The sequence below is a fragment of the Anabaena sp. CCY 0017 genome (assembly GCF_963920885.1).
Lineage (GTDB): Bacteria > Cyanobacteriota > Cyanobacteriia > Cyanobacteriales > Nostocaceae > Nodularia.
Genome location: NZ_CAWUDG010000009.1, coordinates 130,088 through 144,616, shown reverse-complemented (window position 1 = coordinate 144,616; position 14,529 = coordinate 130,088). Strand labels below are relative to the sequence as shown.

14 protein-coding genes are annotated in these 14,529 nt (G+C 41.4%); 8 read left to right on the top strand and 6 right to left on the bottom strand.

Going from position 1 to position 14,529, the window contains the following annotated elements; all coding sequences use genetic code 11:
• Positions 1-28 precede the first annotated feature (28 nt).
• The 4 genes from ACM0OW_RS13540 to ACM0OW_RS13525 all read left to right on the top strand — a co-directional run bounded on the left by ACM0OW_RS13540 (position 29) and on the right by ACM0OW_RS13525 (position 3,888).
• Positions 29-649: a cytochrome c oxidase subunit 3 gene (locus ACM0OW_RS13540; protein ID WP_414550619.1), complete on the top strand. Its 621-nt coding sequence runs from the start codon at positions 29-31 to the stop codon at positions 647-649.
• A 363-nt stretch (positions 650-1,012) separates the two neighbouring features.
• Positions 1,013-1,534 (top strand): DUF4168 domain-containing protein, encoded by a 522-nt coding sequence (locus ACM0OW_RS13535; protein WP_414550618.1) that lies wholly within the window; start codon positions 1,013-1,015, stop codon positions 1,532-1,534.
• 291 nt (positions 1,535-1,825) lie between these two features.
• The gene (locus tag ACM0OW_RS13530; RefSeq protein WP_414550617.1) at positions 1,826-2,749 is read left to right on the top strand and encodes a hypothetical protein; all 924 of its coding nucleotides are present in this window, start codon (positions 1,826-1,828) and stop codon (positions 2,747-2,749) included.
• Between the two features lie 35 nt (positions 2,750-2,784).
• On the top strand, positions 2,785-3,888 hold the full coding sequence (locus tag ACM0OW_RS13525; protein WP_414550616.1) for a tetratricopeptide repeat protein: 1,104 nt from the start codon (positions 2,785-2,787) through the stop codon (positions 3,886-3,888).
• Positions 3,889-4,057: 169 nt separating this feature from the next.
• On the opposite strand, the gene ACM0OW_RS13520 is transcribed toward ACM0OW_RS13525, so the two are convergent.
• From ACM0OW_RS13520 to ACM0OW_RS13505, 4 genes are all read right to left on the bottom strand, one after another.
• Positions 4,058-4,630 (bottom strand): REP-associated tyrosine transposase, encoded by a 573-nt coding sequence (locus ACM0OW_RS13520; protein ID WP_414550615.1) that lies wholly within the window; start codon positions 4,628-4,630, stop codon positions 4,058-4,060.
• Positions 4,631-4,748: 118 nt separating this feature from the next.
• The gene (locus ACM0OW_RS13515; RefSeq protein ID WP_414550659.1) at positions 4,749-5,759 is read right to left on the bottom strand and encodes a WD40 repeat domain-containing protein; all 1,011 of its coding nucleotides are present in this window, start codon (positions 5,757-5,759) and stop codon (positions 4,749-4,751) included.
• 192 nt (positions 5,760-5,951) lie between these two features.
• Entirely contained in the window at positions 5,952-6,245 is a 294-nt protein-coding gene (locus tag ACM0OW_RS13510; RefSeq protein WP_414550658.1) for a hypothetical protein, read from the bottom strand.
• A gap of 336 nt (positions 6,246-6,581) precedes the next feature.
• Positions 6,582-6,752: a hypothetical protein gene (locus ACM0OW_RS13505; protein WP_414550614.1), complete on the bottom strand. Its 171-nt coding sequence runs from the start codon at positions 6,750-6,752 to the stop codon at positions 6,582-6,584.
• A gap of 415 nt (positions 6,753-7,167) precedes the next feature.
• On the opposite strand from ACM0OW_RS13505, the gene ald reads away from it, so the two are divergent.
• Entirely contained in the window at positions 7,168-8,259 is a 1,092-nt protein-coding gene (gene ald / locus ACM0OW_RS13500) for an alanine dehydrogenase (protein WP_414550613.1), read from the top strand.
• 126 nt (positions 8,260-8,385) lie between these two features.
• On the opposite strand, the gene ACM0OW_RS13495 is transcribed toward ald, so the two are convergent.
• Positions 8,386-9,099 carry a DUF4276 family protein gene (locus tag ACM0OW_RS13495; RefSeq protein ID WP_414550612.1) on the bottom strand — a complete coding sequence of 238 codons (714 nt, stop codon included), beginning with the start codon at positions 9,097-9,099 and terminating at the stop codon, positions 8,386-8,388.
• Positions 9,093-10,406 carry an AAA family ATPase gene (locus ACM0OW_RS13490; protein ID WP_414550611.1) on the bottom strand — a complete coding sequence of 438 codons (1,314 nt, stop codon included), beginning with the start codon at positions 10,404-10,406 and terminating at the stop codon, positions 9,093-9,095. Before ACM0OW_RS13490 ends, ACM0OW_RS13495 begins: the two co-directional genes overlap by 7 nt.
• 201 nt (positions 10,407-10,607) lie before the next feature.
• Here ACM0OW_RS13490 and ACM0OW_RS13485 point away from each other — a divergent pair, with 201 nt between their 5' ends.
• The 3 genes from ACM0OW_RS13485 (at position 10,608) to ACM0OW_RS13475 (ending at position 14,485) form a co-directional block, all read left to right on the top strand.
• Complete coding sequence (locus tag ACM0OW_RS13485; RefSeq protein ID WP_414550610.1) at positions 10,608-12,053, top strand: cytochrome ubiquinol oxidase subunit I; 1,446 nt, start codon at positions 10,608-10,610, stop codon at positions 12,051-12,053.
• Positions 12,054-12,296: 243 nt separating this feature from the next.
• On the top strand, positions 12,297-13,310 hold the full coding sequence (locus tag ACM0OW_RS13480) for a cytochrome d ubiquinol oxidase subunit II (protein ID WP_414550609.1): 1,014 nt from the start codon (positions 12,297-12,299) through the stop codon (positions 13,308-13,310).
• 155 nt (positions 13,311-13,465) lie between these two features.
• Positions 13,466-14,485 carry an ABC transporter ATP-binding protein gene (locus tag ACM0OW_RS13475; RefSeq protein WP_414550608.1) on the top strand — a complete coding sequence of 340 codons (1,020 nt, stop codon included), beginning with the start codon at positions 13,466-13,468 and terminating at the stop codon, positions 14,483-14,485.
• Positions 14,486-14,529 lie beyond the last annotated feature (44 nt).

Genomic DNA, 14,529 nt, shown 5'->3' with positions numbered 1-14,529 from the left:
TTCCCATACAATACATTTTTAAAGATTCATGCAAAGTCAAATAATTGACCCAGCGAAAACTGAACTGAATCATCATGCTGCAACAGCAGATGCTCATCACGAAGCACATCCAGATCATCGTCTGTTTGGGCTAGTGGTGTTTCTCATCGCTGAAGGAATGCTTTTTCTGGGGATGTTCGGAGCTTATTTAGCTTTCCGTGCTACCTTACCTGCATGGCCTCCAGAAGGCACGCCAGAATTAGAACTATTGTTACCCGGTGTCAATACTATTAATCTGATTGCTAGCAGTTTTGTCATGCACAATGCTGATACCGCCATCAAAAAAAATGATGCCAAGGGTATGCAGATTTGGTTGACAATTACGGCGTTGATGGGTGCTACTTTCTTGGTGGGTCAGGTTTATGAATATGCTCACCTGGAATTTGGTCTGACTACCAATTTGTTTGCTAGTGCATTTTATGTTTTAACTGGCTTTCACGGTCTGCACGTGACTATCGGTGTTTTGGCCATTGTGGCTGTGTTGTGGCGATCGCGCGTTCCCGGTCATTACAGTAACGAAAAGCACTTCGGTATCGAAGCAGCAGAAATCTATTGGCACTTTGTTGACGTAATTTGGATTATTTTGTTCGGATTACTGTACATACTTTGAGTATTAATTATAAGTTATTCACTCCACGCGAATAACTCCCTAAGCTCCCATCCGGGGGCTTTTCTCATGGCTTTTAGTCTCAAGCCTACCGTGAAAGCCTTACAAACACTAAGTAAACTGACATTTCATACTTCCGAGCAAAGACCTTTCTCTGTCATGTTGCAGAAATCGGTAAAGATGTATTAAGCTATGCGGGAGCTAATGTAAATGAATTACATAAATCTATTCATACATTAGTAATACTGGGTGCTTCCTATCACGTGAACAGCTTAATCTATCTTGGAAAAAGAATCCCACAAGCTTAATGTCTTGAAACCAGTTCCTTGTGAAAGCAAGGTCAGCAATTTTACGGAGGAAGTCTGTATGTTAAAGCAACTTTTGAAAGGTAGCTCTGTTTTGGCTTTTTTGCTCGCAGGCAATCTTTCCGCTCTAGCACAAGCTCCAGAATCAAAACCCCAAACTCAAGTGTCTCAAGTCCTACAGGCACAAATGCCAGCATCTCAAGGACAAACTACTGTGAGCCAGGAAGAACTGCAACAATTTGCCAGCGTTATCCCCAGTTTGCAGGAAATTGGTCAATCATCTCAAGAGAGGTCTGCACAAGTTATTGAGCAATCAGGTCTGAGCGTAGAACGATTTCAAGAGCTTTCCGAAGCACAGTCCCCTGGAGCTACACCATCTTCACCAGCAACTCCAGAGGAACAACAGTCTTTGAATCAAATAGCCCCTGAAATCCAGTCTATCCAAGAGGAAGCATTGGCACAACAGGAGGAAGTCGTGCGGGCTGGAGGTTTAGAACCCAACCGCTTCAATGAGATATTAGTCGTCGTTCAGCAAGACCCGGCTTTGCAACAACAGTTACAGCAGCTGATGCAGAACAATTAGCGAAGTTTAGCTAAAAATTGTAGGTTGGGTTGACGTAAGGAAACCCAACATCATTGGTAGCGTTGGGTTGCGCTGGGCTTAACCCAACCTACTTGATATTTCGTTTATATACCAAGATTTTTCTGTTTTTTAGCTAAATTCTCCCAAATTAAAGAATATCATGGTGAAGTAACTATATTTACCAAGTAGCTCAAATCTCGTAATACCCAGATCCCCGACTTCTCAAAGAAGTCGGGGATCTAAACCTCGTCTAGGTTGAGCTACCTACTTAAATAGCGGTAGCTTTTAACTATGCCTCTTACCTTCACCTTTGCTCTCAGCCAAAACCAAACCTTTGAACTGCGCTGTGATTACGGTACGCGCCGTCTCGATACTAATCAGTTAGATAATCTGATTAATCTGTGTGAAGAAAGATACTATTCTCAAGAAGAGGATGATACCGCACAGTTACGAAATATCGGCTGTCAGTTGTATTCGTGGTTGGATGGTAAAGAAGGATGGTTACGCCAAGCTTTAAATGCAGAAAATCACGGCACAATATATTTAGATTTAATTCAAACCAGTGAAGCTCAAGGTTTAAACCCCCAAACTCAAAATGTGGCTTTGGGTTTAGCTCATTTGCCTTGGGAATTATTACACAACGGCACAGTATTTTTACATAAAGTTTTACCAGTCAGAGCAGTCAAGCAACAAAATAACCCAGTTATTCCCCAGCAAAATCGCCCGTTGCGGCTGTTGTTTATGGCGACTTCACCAGAACACCCAGGAATTGCACCTCTACAATTTGAGCAGGAAGAGGCGAATATTCTCAAAGCCACACAAGAACAGCCTTTGGCGTTGATTGTGGAGGAAAGCGGCTCGGTGGCTGAGTTTGGGAATTTAGTTCAGTCATATTCCGCAGATTATTTTGATGTGTTCCATTTGACTGGGCATGGTGTTATTTATACAGTTAGGCAGTTTGGGGGATATCTGCCGCCAGGTCGTAAAATTCCCGATTATACTCCCTGTTTCATTACCGAGGATGCGGAAAGTCGGTTAATTGTTACCTGTCGCTATCTCAAGGAAGATACTCTTCCACCCCATCGCTTACATTTGGAAAGGAGGAAGAATGGCAAACTACGCGCCAAGCTGCTACACGTAAAATTTATCAAACTTGGTGGGAAGAAACGAATAAGCGCTATACAGAAGAACAAGGGCGAGAAATTGTCAGGTTAGCTGTATTAGCGAAGGAAAAAGAAATCGCTGTTAGTGTGGGAAATAACATTGCAACTCATTGGGTGAATAACAGCCGATATGTGGAAGCGTGGGAAATATGCCGAGAAATTCTGCAATTGGGTGAAGATTACCGAATTTTGGGGACTATCGCTAGGGCGGAAGAGGTTTTGGGTTTTGTTCAGGAAGCGCTAAAGCATTTTCAACAAGCCTTACAACTCTGTCCAGAGGAAGATTTAAAAGAAAAAGCCGCCACGCTACACAACATGGCTCGATTAAAATCTCAACAGGGCGATATAGCTGGTGCAAGCGTTCTGTTCCAGCAATCTTTAGATATCCATGAAAGCATCAACAATTTTAGAGACAAAGCTGCGACGCTACAAGAAATAGCTCATTTAAAAATCCAACAGGGAGACATCTCTGGTGCGATCGCACTTTTCCAGCAATCTTTGGACATCTATGAAAGCATCAACGATGTCGCAGGTAAAGCCGCCACCCTCGCAAATATGGCGGGATTAAAAGCGCAACAGGGAGACATAGCCGGGGCGATCGCACTTTTCCAGCAATCTTTGGATATCAATGAAAGCATCAACGATGTCCGAGGTAAAGCCATGACACTGATGAATATGGCTTATTGGGAAGGAGAAAGGGGAAATAAAACCCAGGAGTTACAACTATACCTGCAAGCAGCCCAATTACTCGGACAAGTTCGCGCTTATATAAATTTATGCACAACATTAGGTCTTTTAAGCCTTACTGATGAAACTAAGGGTATTATCTACCTTGCTCAAGCTGTATGGCTGTGTCTACGAATTGAAGTACCTTTAACTGATACTGTAGATACCCTTCACGTTATGTACAATCGCGTAGCCCAAGGGGATGAAATGGAAGCTTTGCTGGGTGCGGTTGCTGTGTATTTCTACCAAATTCGCGGCGCAAGTCATCCCCAGTTAGAGGATTTAGAACAGCACAGTTTCCAGATTTTATTAGGTGCGGCTGCTGCTCAAGGGATTGAAAAAGAGGAAGCATTTGATACTTGGATTGTGCAGCAACGGTTGAATGAACCTGAATATTTTATACCGCAACTCAAGCAACGGTTAGAGGCGATTATTGGGGATGAGTGGCTATTTGAGCGATTTTGAGCTGTTTCTGTTCTTTAGCGAGGGTTCAGATCCCCGACTTCTCAAAGAAGTCGGGGATCTAAGGGATCTGGGAGCATGAAAGCTATTTGAGCGATTTTGAGATGTTTCTGTTCTCTGGCGAGGGTTCAGATCCCCGACTTCTCAAAGAAGTCGGGGATCTATGCTTAAGCTAATCATCTAGGAGTAGTGGCTGTAAGTCTCTGCTAATTGGTAAATTAGGATCTGCTAAAAATTGCTGATAGTCTGATTCTCCTTCAATTTGCATCTTGATATATTCTGTATTGGGTAATTTTCCTGCTCTTAATCCTGCATATTCCAAATAACTGGAAAACTCCCATTCTTCTGGTTGCTTTACTAGTCCCGCTTTGACGGGATTGAGATGAATATAACGAGAGAGATTGATCAGATAATCAGTGTGTGAAATGTGGATACTTTGAAACCTTCCCTGAAACAAGACTCCAGAACGATTAAAACGTTTATTAATTGCTTTTGTATAGGCGAGTGAGAGAGATTTCATGGCATCAGAGAGGGTTTCATCTCTGAGATATACTAAAAAATGATAATGATTGGGCATTAAACAGTAAGCAATGATTTCTACTGCTTTACTGATGAGATGTTCTCTCACTAACTTCAGAAAATAAATATAATTCTCACGTTCAAAGAAAATATTTTGCCGATTGTTCCCTCGATTGTAGACGTGATAGAAGTTTCCAGTGTACAAGGGAATTTCTCGTCGTGGCATAGGTGAGAATATGAGGTGTCGCTTTTAGTATTCCCTTAAAAAGTTCAATTTATTCAGATCCCCGACAAGACTTCAGATCCCCGACTTCTTTGAGAAGTCGGGGATCTAATCCTGTGAGCTAATCGCCGCCAGTAGGCATCGCCCAAATATTAACTTTGCCATCAAAACTACCACTGGCGAGGGTTTGACCATCTGGACTATAGGCGATCGCACTTACCCAGTCTGAAGTCCCCATCAGTGTATTTTGTAACTCTCCTGTAGTCAAATTCCACAACTTTACGCCATCTCTGCCGGCACTAGCTAAGGTTTGTCCATCGGGATTGATAGCGATCGCATTCACCCAATTATTGTGTCCTGTGAGGGTACGTACTGGCTCGTTAGAATTTTGACTCCAAATTTTAATGGTGCGATCGCGGCTGGCTGTGATGAAATTTGACCCATCTGGCGTAAAAGCTAGGGTAGTCACTGTCTGAGAATGCGCAGTAAATTCACTGATTAATTCACCAGTATTCAAGTTCCACAGCTTAATTACACCTTGATTATCGCCACTAGCTACAGTCTGACCATCAGGACTCATAGCCACTGTATGTATAGAATTATCAAAACGTACCAAAGTAGCTAGTGGTCGCTGTTGTAACAAATCCCACATCCGAATTCCGTCTAAAGCACCACTGACTAGAACTCGACTATCGGGGGATACAGCTAAAGACATAACATTACTGCTATGTCCCACGAACGAACGACTAAACTTATTATTTTTCAGATTCCAAAGATTAATTCTATTATCGCTGCTACAGCTAATTAAAGTTTGACCATCTGGTGATATTGCTAAAGACTGCACCCCGGTTTTGTGGGCTTTCTTAATCCGCCCTGACCTTTCGCCTGTGACGGGGTTCCATAATTGGATAATGCCATCATTCTCATTACCACCACCACTGACCAAAAGTTTGCTATTGGGACTAAAGGCTAAAGATTTGACGTTTCCTCTATGTCCTAAGAGGGTGTGAAGCAGTTGGGGGTTGCTAACCGTAGTATTGACTTGAGAGTTTGGTCTTAATTGCACCGCAGCATGAACAGGGCGAATATTTGACCCTTGCCAGACAGTTATCGGCAGAGCGATCGCCGCCATAAATGCCATAATCATATACGGGCGCATTACAGAATTGTCCCCAGTGCTTACCTCACGCCTCACTTTTTTGCCTCACTTTTGGTAGAATGTTTTTTCTCTTGATTCAGTACTCATGTACGGGCGGGTTTACTAGGATTTCGACGAACCACAGACTCACTGCTTAAACCCGCCCCTACGCACTCTCCCCACTTCTCATCGACGTGGCTTTTTCTTAGCAATAGTCAGAATTGGCAGAGTAGTACTAGATGATTGGGGAGGTAAGTAATGTTGTACTACAGGCTCATCTGCTAGGGGTCGCCGTTGCTGGATTCGCCATAACTTAAAAGCCAGGCTGATTCCTGCTGTCCCTAAACCAACAGCAAATAGTGACCAACTATCATTCAGTCCTCCAATCAGAGAATCTACCACGCCTACCGTCATCAACACGCTAAGTATGGGATCTCTTCTGTAGGCTGACTTTAAAAAACGAGGTAATACAGCATTCATCACGGCTTGGTTTGTCCAGATTACCTTATATGTAACTTTATCGAGAATACCTCACACATTAACTGCTATTTTGACGATATGCATCTAAATCACTGAGATATTCTACAGTTTGTCAAAAGTGTATGTAGTTATTAACCCGCTTGCAGGTGTTATTTACCAGCAAGTTGAAATAATACCAACACTTTTTTGTGTGCATCTGCATCATAGACGGCAAGTTGTGCCAGGAAGTTCGCTATTAGATATTGATACAGTCAAAACCAGCTAGTTGTTCCAGCTGGTTCAAACACTTCTAATTACTAGCTTACAACTTCAAGTTTTATGCTTGTTTTGATGGCACTATTTCAGGCCTAGCCATGATAGCACACCTTGATTACTGAAATACTCAATAACCACCGTCAATAAAAAGCCAACCATTGCAGCTCGACCGTTGAGGCGTTCAGCATACTCATTAAAGCCAAATTTGGGATCTTCTAATTTGGGGGTAACTGTTGGTTGTGATTGTGTCATTTTCCTAGAACCTCTTTTTTGGCAAACGGGATTTAAAACAGTGCGCAGTAGACAATTATCACGGTTTCAGATGGCATTGAAAACCAAACTGAAACAAACTTTTGTCAAAAGTTAGAGTGTGTGACTCCCAAGTTGATGATTGGTAACTGATGGGGCGATGGCGGTGCTTGAATGCCAGCATCTATTACAGAATCGGCTACAGCGTCCCAAAGAAACCCCTACCGATACTATCTTAACAATTTGTAATGATTTTTTATATATTGTAGAAAAACTACGGCAATAGTCAAGGGTAGGAGTTTTATCCCTTGCTAGTGGGGTTGAGAAAACTAGGTTAGTAGTTAGTTATCCTGAATACGGAAGTGCAAGCCTGATACTGGCAGGCTAAAGTTGAATAAAAAATCATTAGAGGCGGAACATGGAAATCGGCGTTCCTAGAGAGTCTAAGGATCAGGAGTTTCGGGTAGGGTTGAGTCCTTCTAGTGTGCGGGTGCTGCGGGAAAATGGTCATACCATTTTTGTGGAAACTCAAGCAGGTAATGGTGCGGGATTTACAGACGATGACTATCAAGAAGCTGGGGCGGAAATTGTCTCTAAACCTGAATTAACTTGGAATCGGGAGCTAGTTGTCAAAGTCAAAGAACCTTTAACGAGTGAGTATAAGTTTTTACAAAAAGAGCAAATTTTATTTACTTATCTGCATTTAGCGGCTGATCGGAAATTGACCGAGCATTTAATTGATTGTGGCACTTGTGCGATCGCCTACGAAACCGTAGAACAACCCGGTGCTAACAGATTACCACTGCTCAGTCCCATGAGCATTATTGCAGGTAGGCTAGCAGTACAATTTGGAGCCAGATTTCTAGAACGCCAGCAAGGTGGTAGAGGAGTTCTTTTAGGTGGTGTCCCCGGAGTCAAAGCCGGAAAAGTCGTGATCTTAGGCGGCGGCGTTGTCGGTACAGAAGCCGCTAAAATTGCCGTAGGTATGGGTGCGGCTGTGCAAATCTTAGATGTGAGCGTCGAGCGCTTATCTTACTTAGAAACCCTATTTGGTTCTAGAGTCGAATTGCTTTACAGTAACTCTGCTCATATCGAAGCCGCTATTAAACAAGCTGATTTAGTGATTGGTGCTGTTTTAATCCCAGGACGCAGAGCGCCAATATTAGTATCCCGTGAATTGGTCAAACAAATGCACCCCGGTTCAGTCATCGTAGATGTTGCAGTTGATCAAGGCGGTTGCGTAGAAACACTACACGTAACATCACACACAAATCCTGTATATGTTGAAGAAGGTGTAGTACATTATGGTGTTCCTAATATGCCAGGTGCAGTACCTTGGACAGCAACACAAGCACTAAATAACAGTACATTACCTTACGTTGTGCAGTTAGCAAATCTAGGCATTAAAGCATTAGATGTTAACCCAGCATTAGCTAAAGGCTTGAATGTCCAAAATCATCGCTTAGTACATCCGGCTGTACAAGAGGTTTTCCCAGATTTAGTAAATTAATGTTACAGGGTATTAGGTAAGTAAACATTAATAAATTAAAGCTTGTAGTAAGTGTTTTAAAAATAAAGCACTTACTACAGGAGGTAAATTTGTTTAACCTAGTAATTACAGTTTTTAACTAAAGCTTCATGAAGAACGACAAAAATCATTGAGATAGTTATAAACTTCTCGAAATAAGGGACATTTCTTTTGAACTACATCGGGGTCTATATCAGCTAATAACGCAGGTGTATGTAAACCTTTAGAAAAGCGGGTTGAACTGCTATCAAATTCATCTATAACACTAGAATCTACTAGCGCCTGTGATAATTTTTCTAGACAACAATCTCTTTCACTATCGTACTCACTAAATGACTCTGGGGTATCAAAAGGAATACTTTTTTCTGTACTCAACCACTGACACATACGCTGGTGTCTGCCTTTAAAATCAGGATGTTTCGCTACTGAATTAGACCAATCTGCGATAATCCAAGCTTCTAATTCAGGAGCAGCAAATCCCACAATTTTTTTGATATTACTAGATTCTGGTATTGTTAATATTGCTGCTAAGATTTTTTCTTTTTGCTCAATTGGATTGCGACAATCTAAATCATCAAAAATTAAAATTAAATCACAGCTATTTGGTTCATATTTTAAAGCAATAGGTAATTCACGTTTAATTTGTTCAATTAAACTTTTACCTGTTTTTCCATAACTATTCACCTTATTAGGTTTAGGCCCTGGTTTATTACGAACTGGGGTTTTTCTTTCAAATTGGTATCCAGGAAAACTTTTTTCTAAAAAAGGAATCAGTCCTCTAACTTCAGCTTCTCCACCGCCTGCAAACACCCATATTACCACGGCCATCCTCCAATACTGGGATCTCCAACACGGTATAAATCACCTAATTGCCATCCTTCTTCTAGTTTTTCACTCAGCATTTCAGGAGAAAGCGTTTTTATGGAGAAATGCATTTTATCTTCTGAATAAAAACAAAAGACATTTTCTAAACAATCTGTGAAATGATCTAAAAGGTCAGGACTATGTGTGGTAATAATTACTTGAGTTTTTGTCGCAGCTTTTTTAATCCATTCTGCTAAAACCGGCATCCATGATACGTGTAACCCTAATTCTGGTTCATCAATTACTAACAATGATGGTAAAATTGGAGAATGTAAGATAGTCGCCCAACACAACATTCTTACAGTTCCATCTGATAGCTCATCTAGATAAAATGGTTCTTTGATATCTTGAAAATATAATTCTAAAGTTAGGGATAATCTACCAGAACGTATAGGTCGAAGACGACGGCTTTTTGGTAAAATAGATTTCACTGCTATGTTAATACTTTCCTCAAAATCTATATCTTGTTGAATTAAATTTTCCAATACTAGAGCTAGATTATCTCCAGATGGGGATAAATAAATATCACTTCCTCCAATTTTTGGTTCTGTTGTTCTAATTTCATGTAAATCCATATTATTGGCATTATAAAATTGCCAATGGGAAACAAAGTCAATTACTTCTCTTCTGACTTTATAAACAGGTGTATTTTCAGGAGGATATTGACTATATTCAAGTAGCTTAGGGATAGTGGCAAGTCCTAAAGAATTGCTTGGTATATCTTCTAAAGCTTCAAAATGAGTTGTTGACCGTTGACCAGGTTCATCATAAACTGAGACAGCACCTTTGCCAAATTCTCTGTCATGGAATTTATAATAATAAAAAGGTGTCGATGAATTGGAATCATGTAAATTGACTCCATTATATAAATACTCTTCTCCTATAGAAACTTTGAGATTAGGTTTATTCACATAAAATTCTATATCAAGGATTCTGCTATCTTTAGAAGCTGTATGAATTTGGGTATTTTGAGGAAATTCAAAACAATATGCAAGTCTTACTATCGCAGGACTATCTACACTAATATCTAAAATTCTGTTACCGCCACATTGAGATATAGCATCTTCAAAACTACTTACACCCTGACTTTCATCGGGAATTGTAGTTAGGCTAGATTTTAAGAATTTTAAGCAGCTGATAAAGTTGCTTTTACCTGAATTGTTTGCACCAATCAAAATATTAAGTTTCTGGAGTTCAACTACTTGTTTTAAAGATAAATTTTTATAATTTTTAGTAATCAAAAAGCGCAGCAGAGGCTGATTCATAAAACTGGCAATAAAGTTGTAAGTCTCTAATTATAACCGACTATATTTTTTAATATTACACATTGATAGCTGATGGAAAGCAAGGAAACCCTTATTGACACAATTCGCAACCAAATTAATCTAGATGCCGCCTTTTGGTATATTCACGCCATATTTAAAACGTGTATCCTAAATAGTGTGGCTAACTAAGGGAGGAAATTCGTGGAATTTTTATCCAATTCAGTGGTGTTATCACGGATGCAGTTTGCATTCACAGCACTATTTCACATGATATGGCCTGTCCTCACCACTGGGATGGGGATTTATCTGGTCATCGTTGAAGGAGTGTGGCTAAAAACTCGTAATCCTGATTACTACCTTCATGCTCGTTTTTGGTCAAAGTTTTACGTCCTCAACTTTGGGATTGGTGTAGCAACTGGTATCCCGATGGAATTTCAATTTGGTACGAATTGGGGACCATTCTCGGAAGCTGTAGGTAACTTTTTTGGTAGTGTTATCGGTTTTGAAGCTTCTTGGGCATTTATGCTGGAAGCAGCATTTTTAGGTATTATGTTATTCGGCTGGGAACGTGTTAATCCCGCCATTCATTATCTCTCTACAATTTTGGTAGCTTTTGGCGCGAACTTATCAACTCTCTGGATTTTGACAGCAAATTCCTGGATGCAAACTCCTGCGGGTGGAGCAATGGTTGATGGTAAATTTGTTGTCAGTGATTACTTTCAGGCAATTTTAAATCCCTTCATGGTCAATAGTGTGCTGCATATGTTTTTTGCCACACTGGAAACTTCTTTATTTGTGATTGGTGGAATTAGTGCTTGGTATATTTTGAAGCAACGCCATCAAGCTTTTTTTACTCGGTCTTTAAAGATTGCTTTAGCAGCTGCGATCGCAGTCGCACCATTACAGATATATATTGGACACTTAAGCGGCGAACAAGTTTATCACTATCAACCCACCAAACTCGCAGCAATGGAAGCTCAATGGGAATCTTCCCCAGCTGGACAACCTGCTGATTGGAGTTTACTAGCTATACCCAACGAAAAAGCTCAAAAAAATGACTGGGAAATTACCATTCCCAATGCGCTGGGTTACATTCTGGAATTTAAGCAAAACCTTTCGGAACCGTTACGCGGTTTAAAAGAGTGGAAACCAGAAGATCGTCCTCACATGGTGGGTTTAATTTATTACGCCTTCCGCACCATGATCGCCATTGGCTTTTTCTTAGCCGGCTTAATGCTGTTAAGCACCCTACAATGGTTACGCGGTAAGCTTTCAGCCGAGAATATTATTCAGCAACGTTGGCTGATGCGAGCTTGGATACTAGCCGCACCATTAGGATATATAGCCATAGAATCAGGCTGGATTGTGCGTTGTGTAGGTAGACAACCCTGGACACTTTACGGACAAATCCGCACAGTTGATGCTGCTTCTAATGTACCTGCTAGCAATGTTTTAGTTTCACTCAGTAGCTTTGTCATAGTCTACAGTTTGTTATTTATTGCAGCTATATATTTCGGTAGTCGCATTATTCGTCAAGGGCCAAATCTGGAATTACCAATCCCCGGAGTAGAAATTACTAAACCAGCAATAGAAACTACCCCTGGAGAGTTTATACCCGATGAACGTCCTGTAGAAGCACAACAATAAGATTTGGGAACTGGGAATTGGGGATGTTTCGGGGGTTTACAACGCAAATATATTTTGTAGGGGCGGGTTGACAAATATGTTTTCCTATCAACCACGATATAAATAAACCCGCCCTCACTCCCAAGTTTTGTAGCTGTAAAGGTGGGTTACGACGGAAATATATTTTGAGTATTGTGCAAAGTTTTGTTGCCGTCTAACCCACCCTACTCTGTATTTTGGTAAAACATCGCAACAGGTATTTATATGGAGACGCTCCAGTATTTTCTTCCCCAAGTATGGTTTGTAATTTTGGCTCTGTTCCTCTTACTCTATGTAATGCTAGACGGATTTGATTTAGGGGTAGGGATATTATCTCTCACTTCTTCTGATGAGGAACGCCGGGGAATTTTAATGACCAGTTTGAGTAACATTTGGGATGCGAATGAAACATGGCTTGTTCTCTTAGGAGGCGGGCTTTTTGGTGCATTTCCCTTAGCTTATGGCACGATTTTCACTGCATTATATATTCCCCTACTCACAATGGTGTTTGGGTTTATTTTTCGGGGTGTGGCTTTTGAATTTCGGGAGTTATCCAACCGCAAAATTTTCTGGAATTTCGCTTTTGGGGCTGGGAGTTTTACCGCCGCACTCGGTCAAGGTTTCGCTTTGGGTGCTGTACTCAAGGGAATTAAAGTTGATGAAGCCGGACACTTTATTGGTACAACTTGGGACTGGTTGAGTATTCCTTCTGTTTTGGTGGCTTTAACGTTGATTCAAGGATATGTATTGATTGGTTCAACTTATCTGATCTGGAAAACTTCGGGAGAATTGCAAGCTACTCACTTTAAAACTGCCAAAATTGCCGCTTGGACAACTTTAATTGGTGCTATTTTCATTACCGTGACAACACCAATCATTTATGAGAATGCTAGATCCCGCTTATTTCAACAACCCCTAGTTTATATCTTTTCCCTCATTCCTATTTTGGGAGTGTTGCTAATTTGGCAACTTATGAAAAGTCTCAACAGGGGTGAAGAAAGAGCGCCGTTTGTGTGGACGATTCTTTTATTTGTACTGACTTTTCTAGGCTTAGGATTAATTGTTTTTCCTTATATTATTCCTAATCAAATCACCATTTATCAGGCTGCTGCTGATCCGAGTTCGCTGGTAATCATGATTATTTTTATCGGCTTTCTGATTCCGGTGATGTTGTTTTACAACCTTTACCAGTACATTGTGTTTCGCGGTAAGGTGACTGGTGAGCAGTATGGCGAGTAAATAAGTTGTGCGGAACCCCTCCCCTATCCCCTCTGGTACCAGCGAGGAGGAGAATAAAATCACGGAAGGTAGCCAAGCGATCGCCTGACTTCACACTACTCATCTACAATAGAAATAGAATTGTTGAGATTTGTATAGTTAGAGTTTAAGCTGTCATGGCTCCTGCCGTTTTAATTGAAAAGCTACAAAAGAGCTACGGTAAAGTAGTCGCTGTCAAAGATGTCTCCTTTGGGGTAGAACAGGGAGAAATCTTTGGTTTACTCGGTCCCAACGGGGCTGGGAAAACTACGACTCTGCGTGCTTTATGTACTCTCACTACACCGGATGCTGGCAAAATCGAAGTATCTGGTATCTCCGTTATCGATAACCCCAGAATCGCCCGACAAAAGTTGGGCTATGTGGCGCAAGAAGTCGCATTAGATCCCGTGCTGACTGGGAAAGAACTATTGCAACTGCAAGCAGCGCTTTATCATATCCCCCGTGCTGTAGCCAAACAGCGTATTGATATGGTATTGAATTTGCTCGGTTTACAGGAATACGCTAATAAAAAATCTGGAACTTACTCCGGCGGTTTACGCAAGCGTTTAGACTTGGCGGCTGGTTTACTCCACGCCCCGGATGTTTTGGTGTTGGATGAGCCTACCGTGGGACTTGACATAGATAGCCGCCTTGTGGTATGGGAGTTTCTGCGACAGCTACGCGCCTCTGGCACAACAGTACTAATTACCAGTCATTATTTAGAAGAAATTGATGCCTTAGCTGATCGCGTGGCAATTATCGACCGTGGGGTGGTAATTGCGGCTGGTACACCTTCTCAATTAAAAGATAAAGTTGGGGGCGATCGCATCACTTTGCGAATCCGCGAATTTTCCCCCATTGAAGAAGCCGAAAAAGCCAAACACCTCTTGCAAGATTTACCCTTCGTGCAAGAAGTCATTATCAATAACGCTCAAGGTAATTCCCTCAACTTAGTAGTCACACCCCAAAGTGATGCCCTAATTACCATCCAGCAATCCTTGAACACCGTCGGCTTGCCCACCTTTGGCATTGCCCAATCTCGCCCCAGCCTCGATGACGTTTACCTCGCCGCCACCGGACGCACCCTACTAGATGCAGAACTCGCAGCAGTTAGCACCCGCGATCCCAAAGCCGAGAAAAAGCAAAACATGAGGTAAACGCTTCAAAACCTGATAACTGATAACTGTCAACTGATAACTGA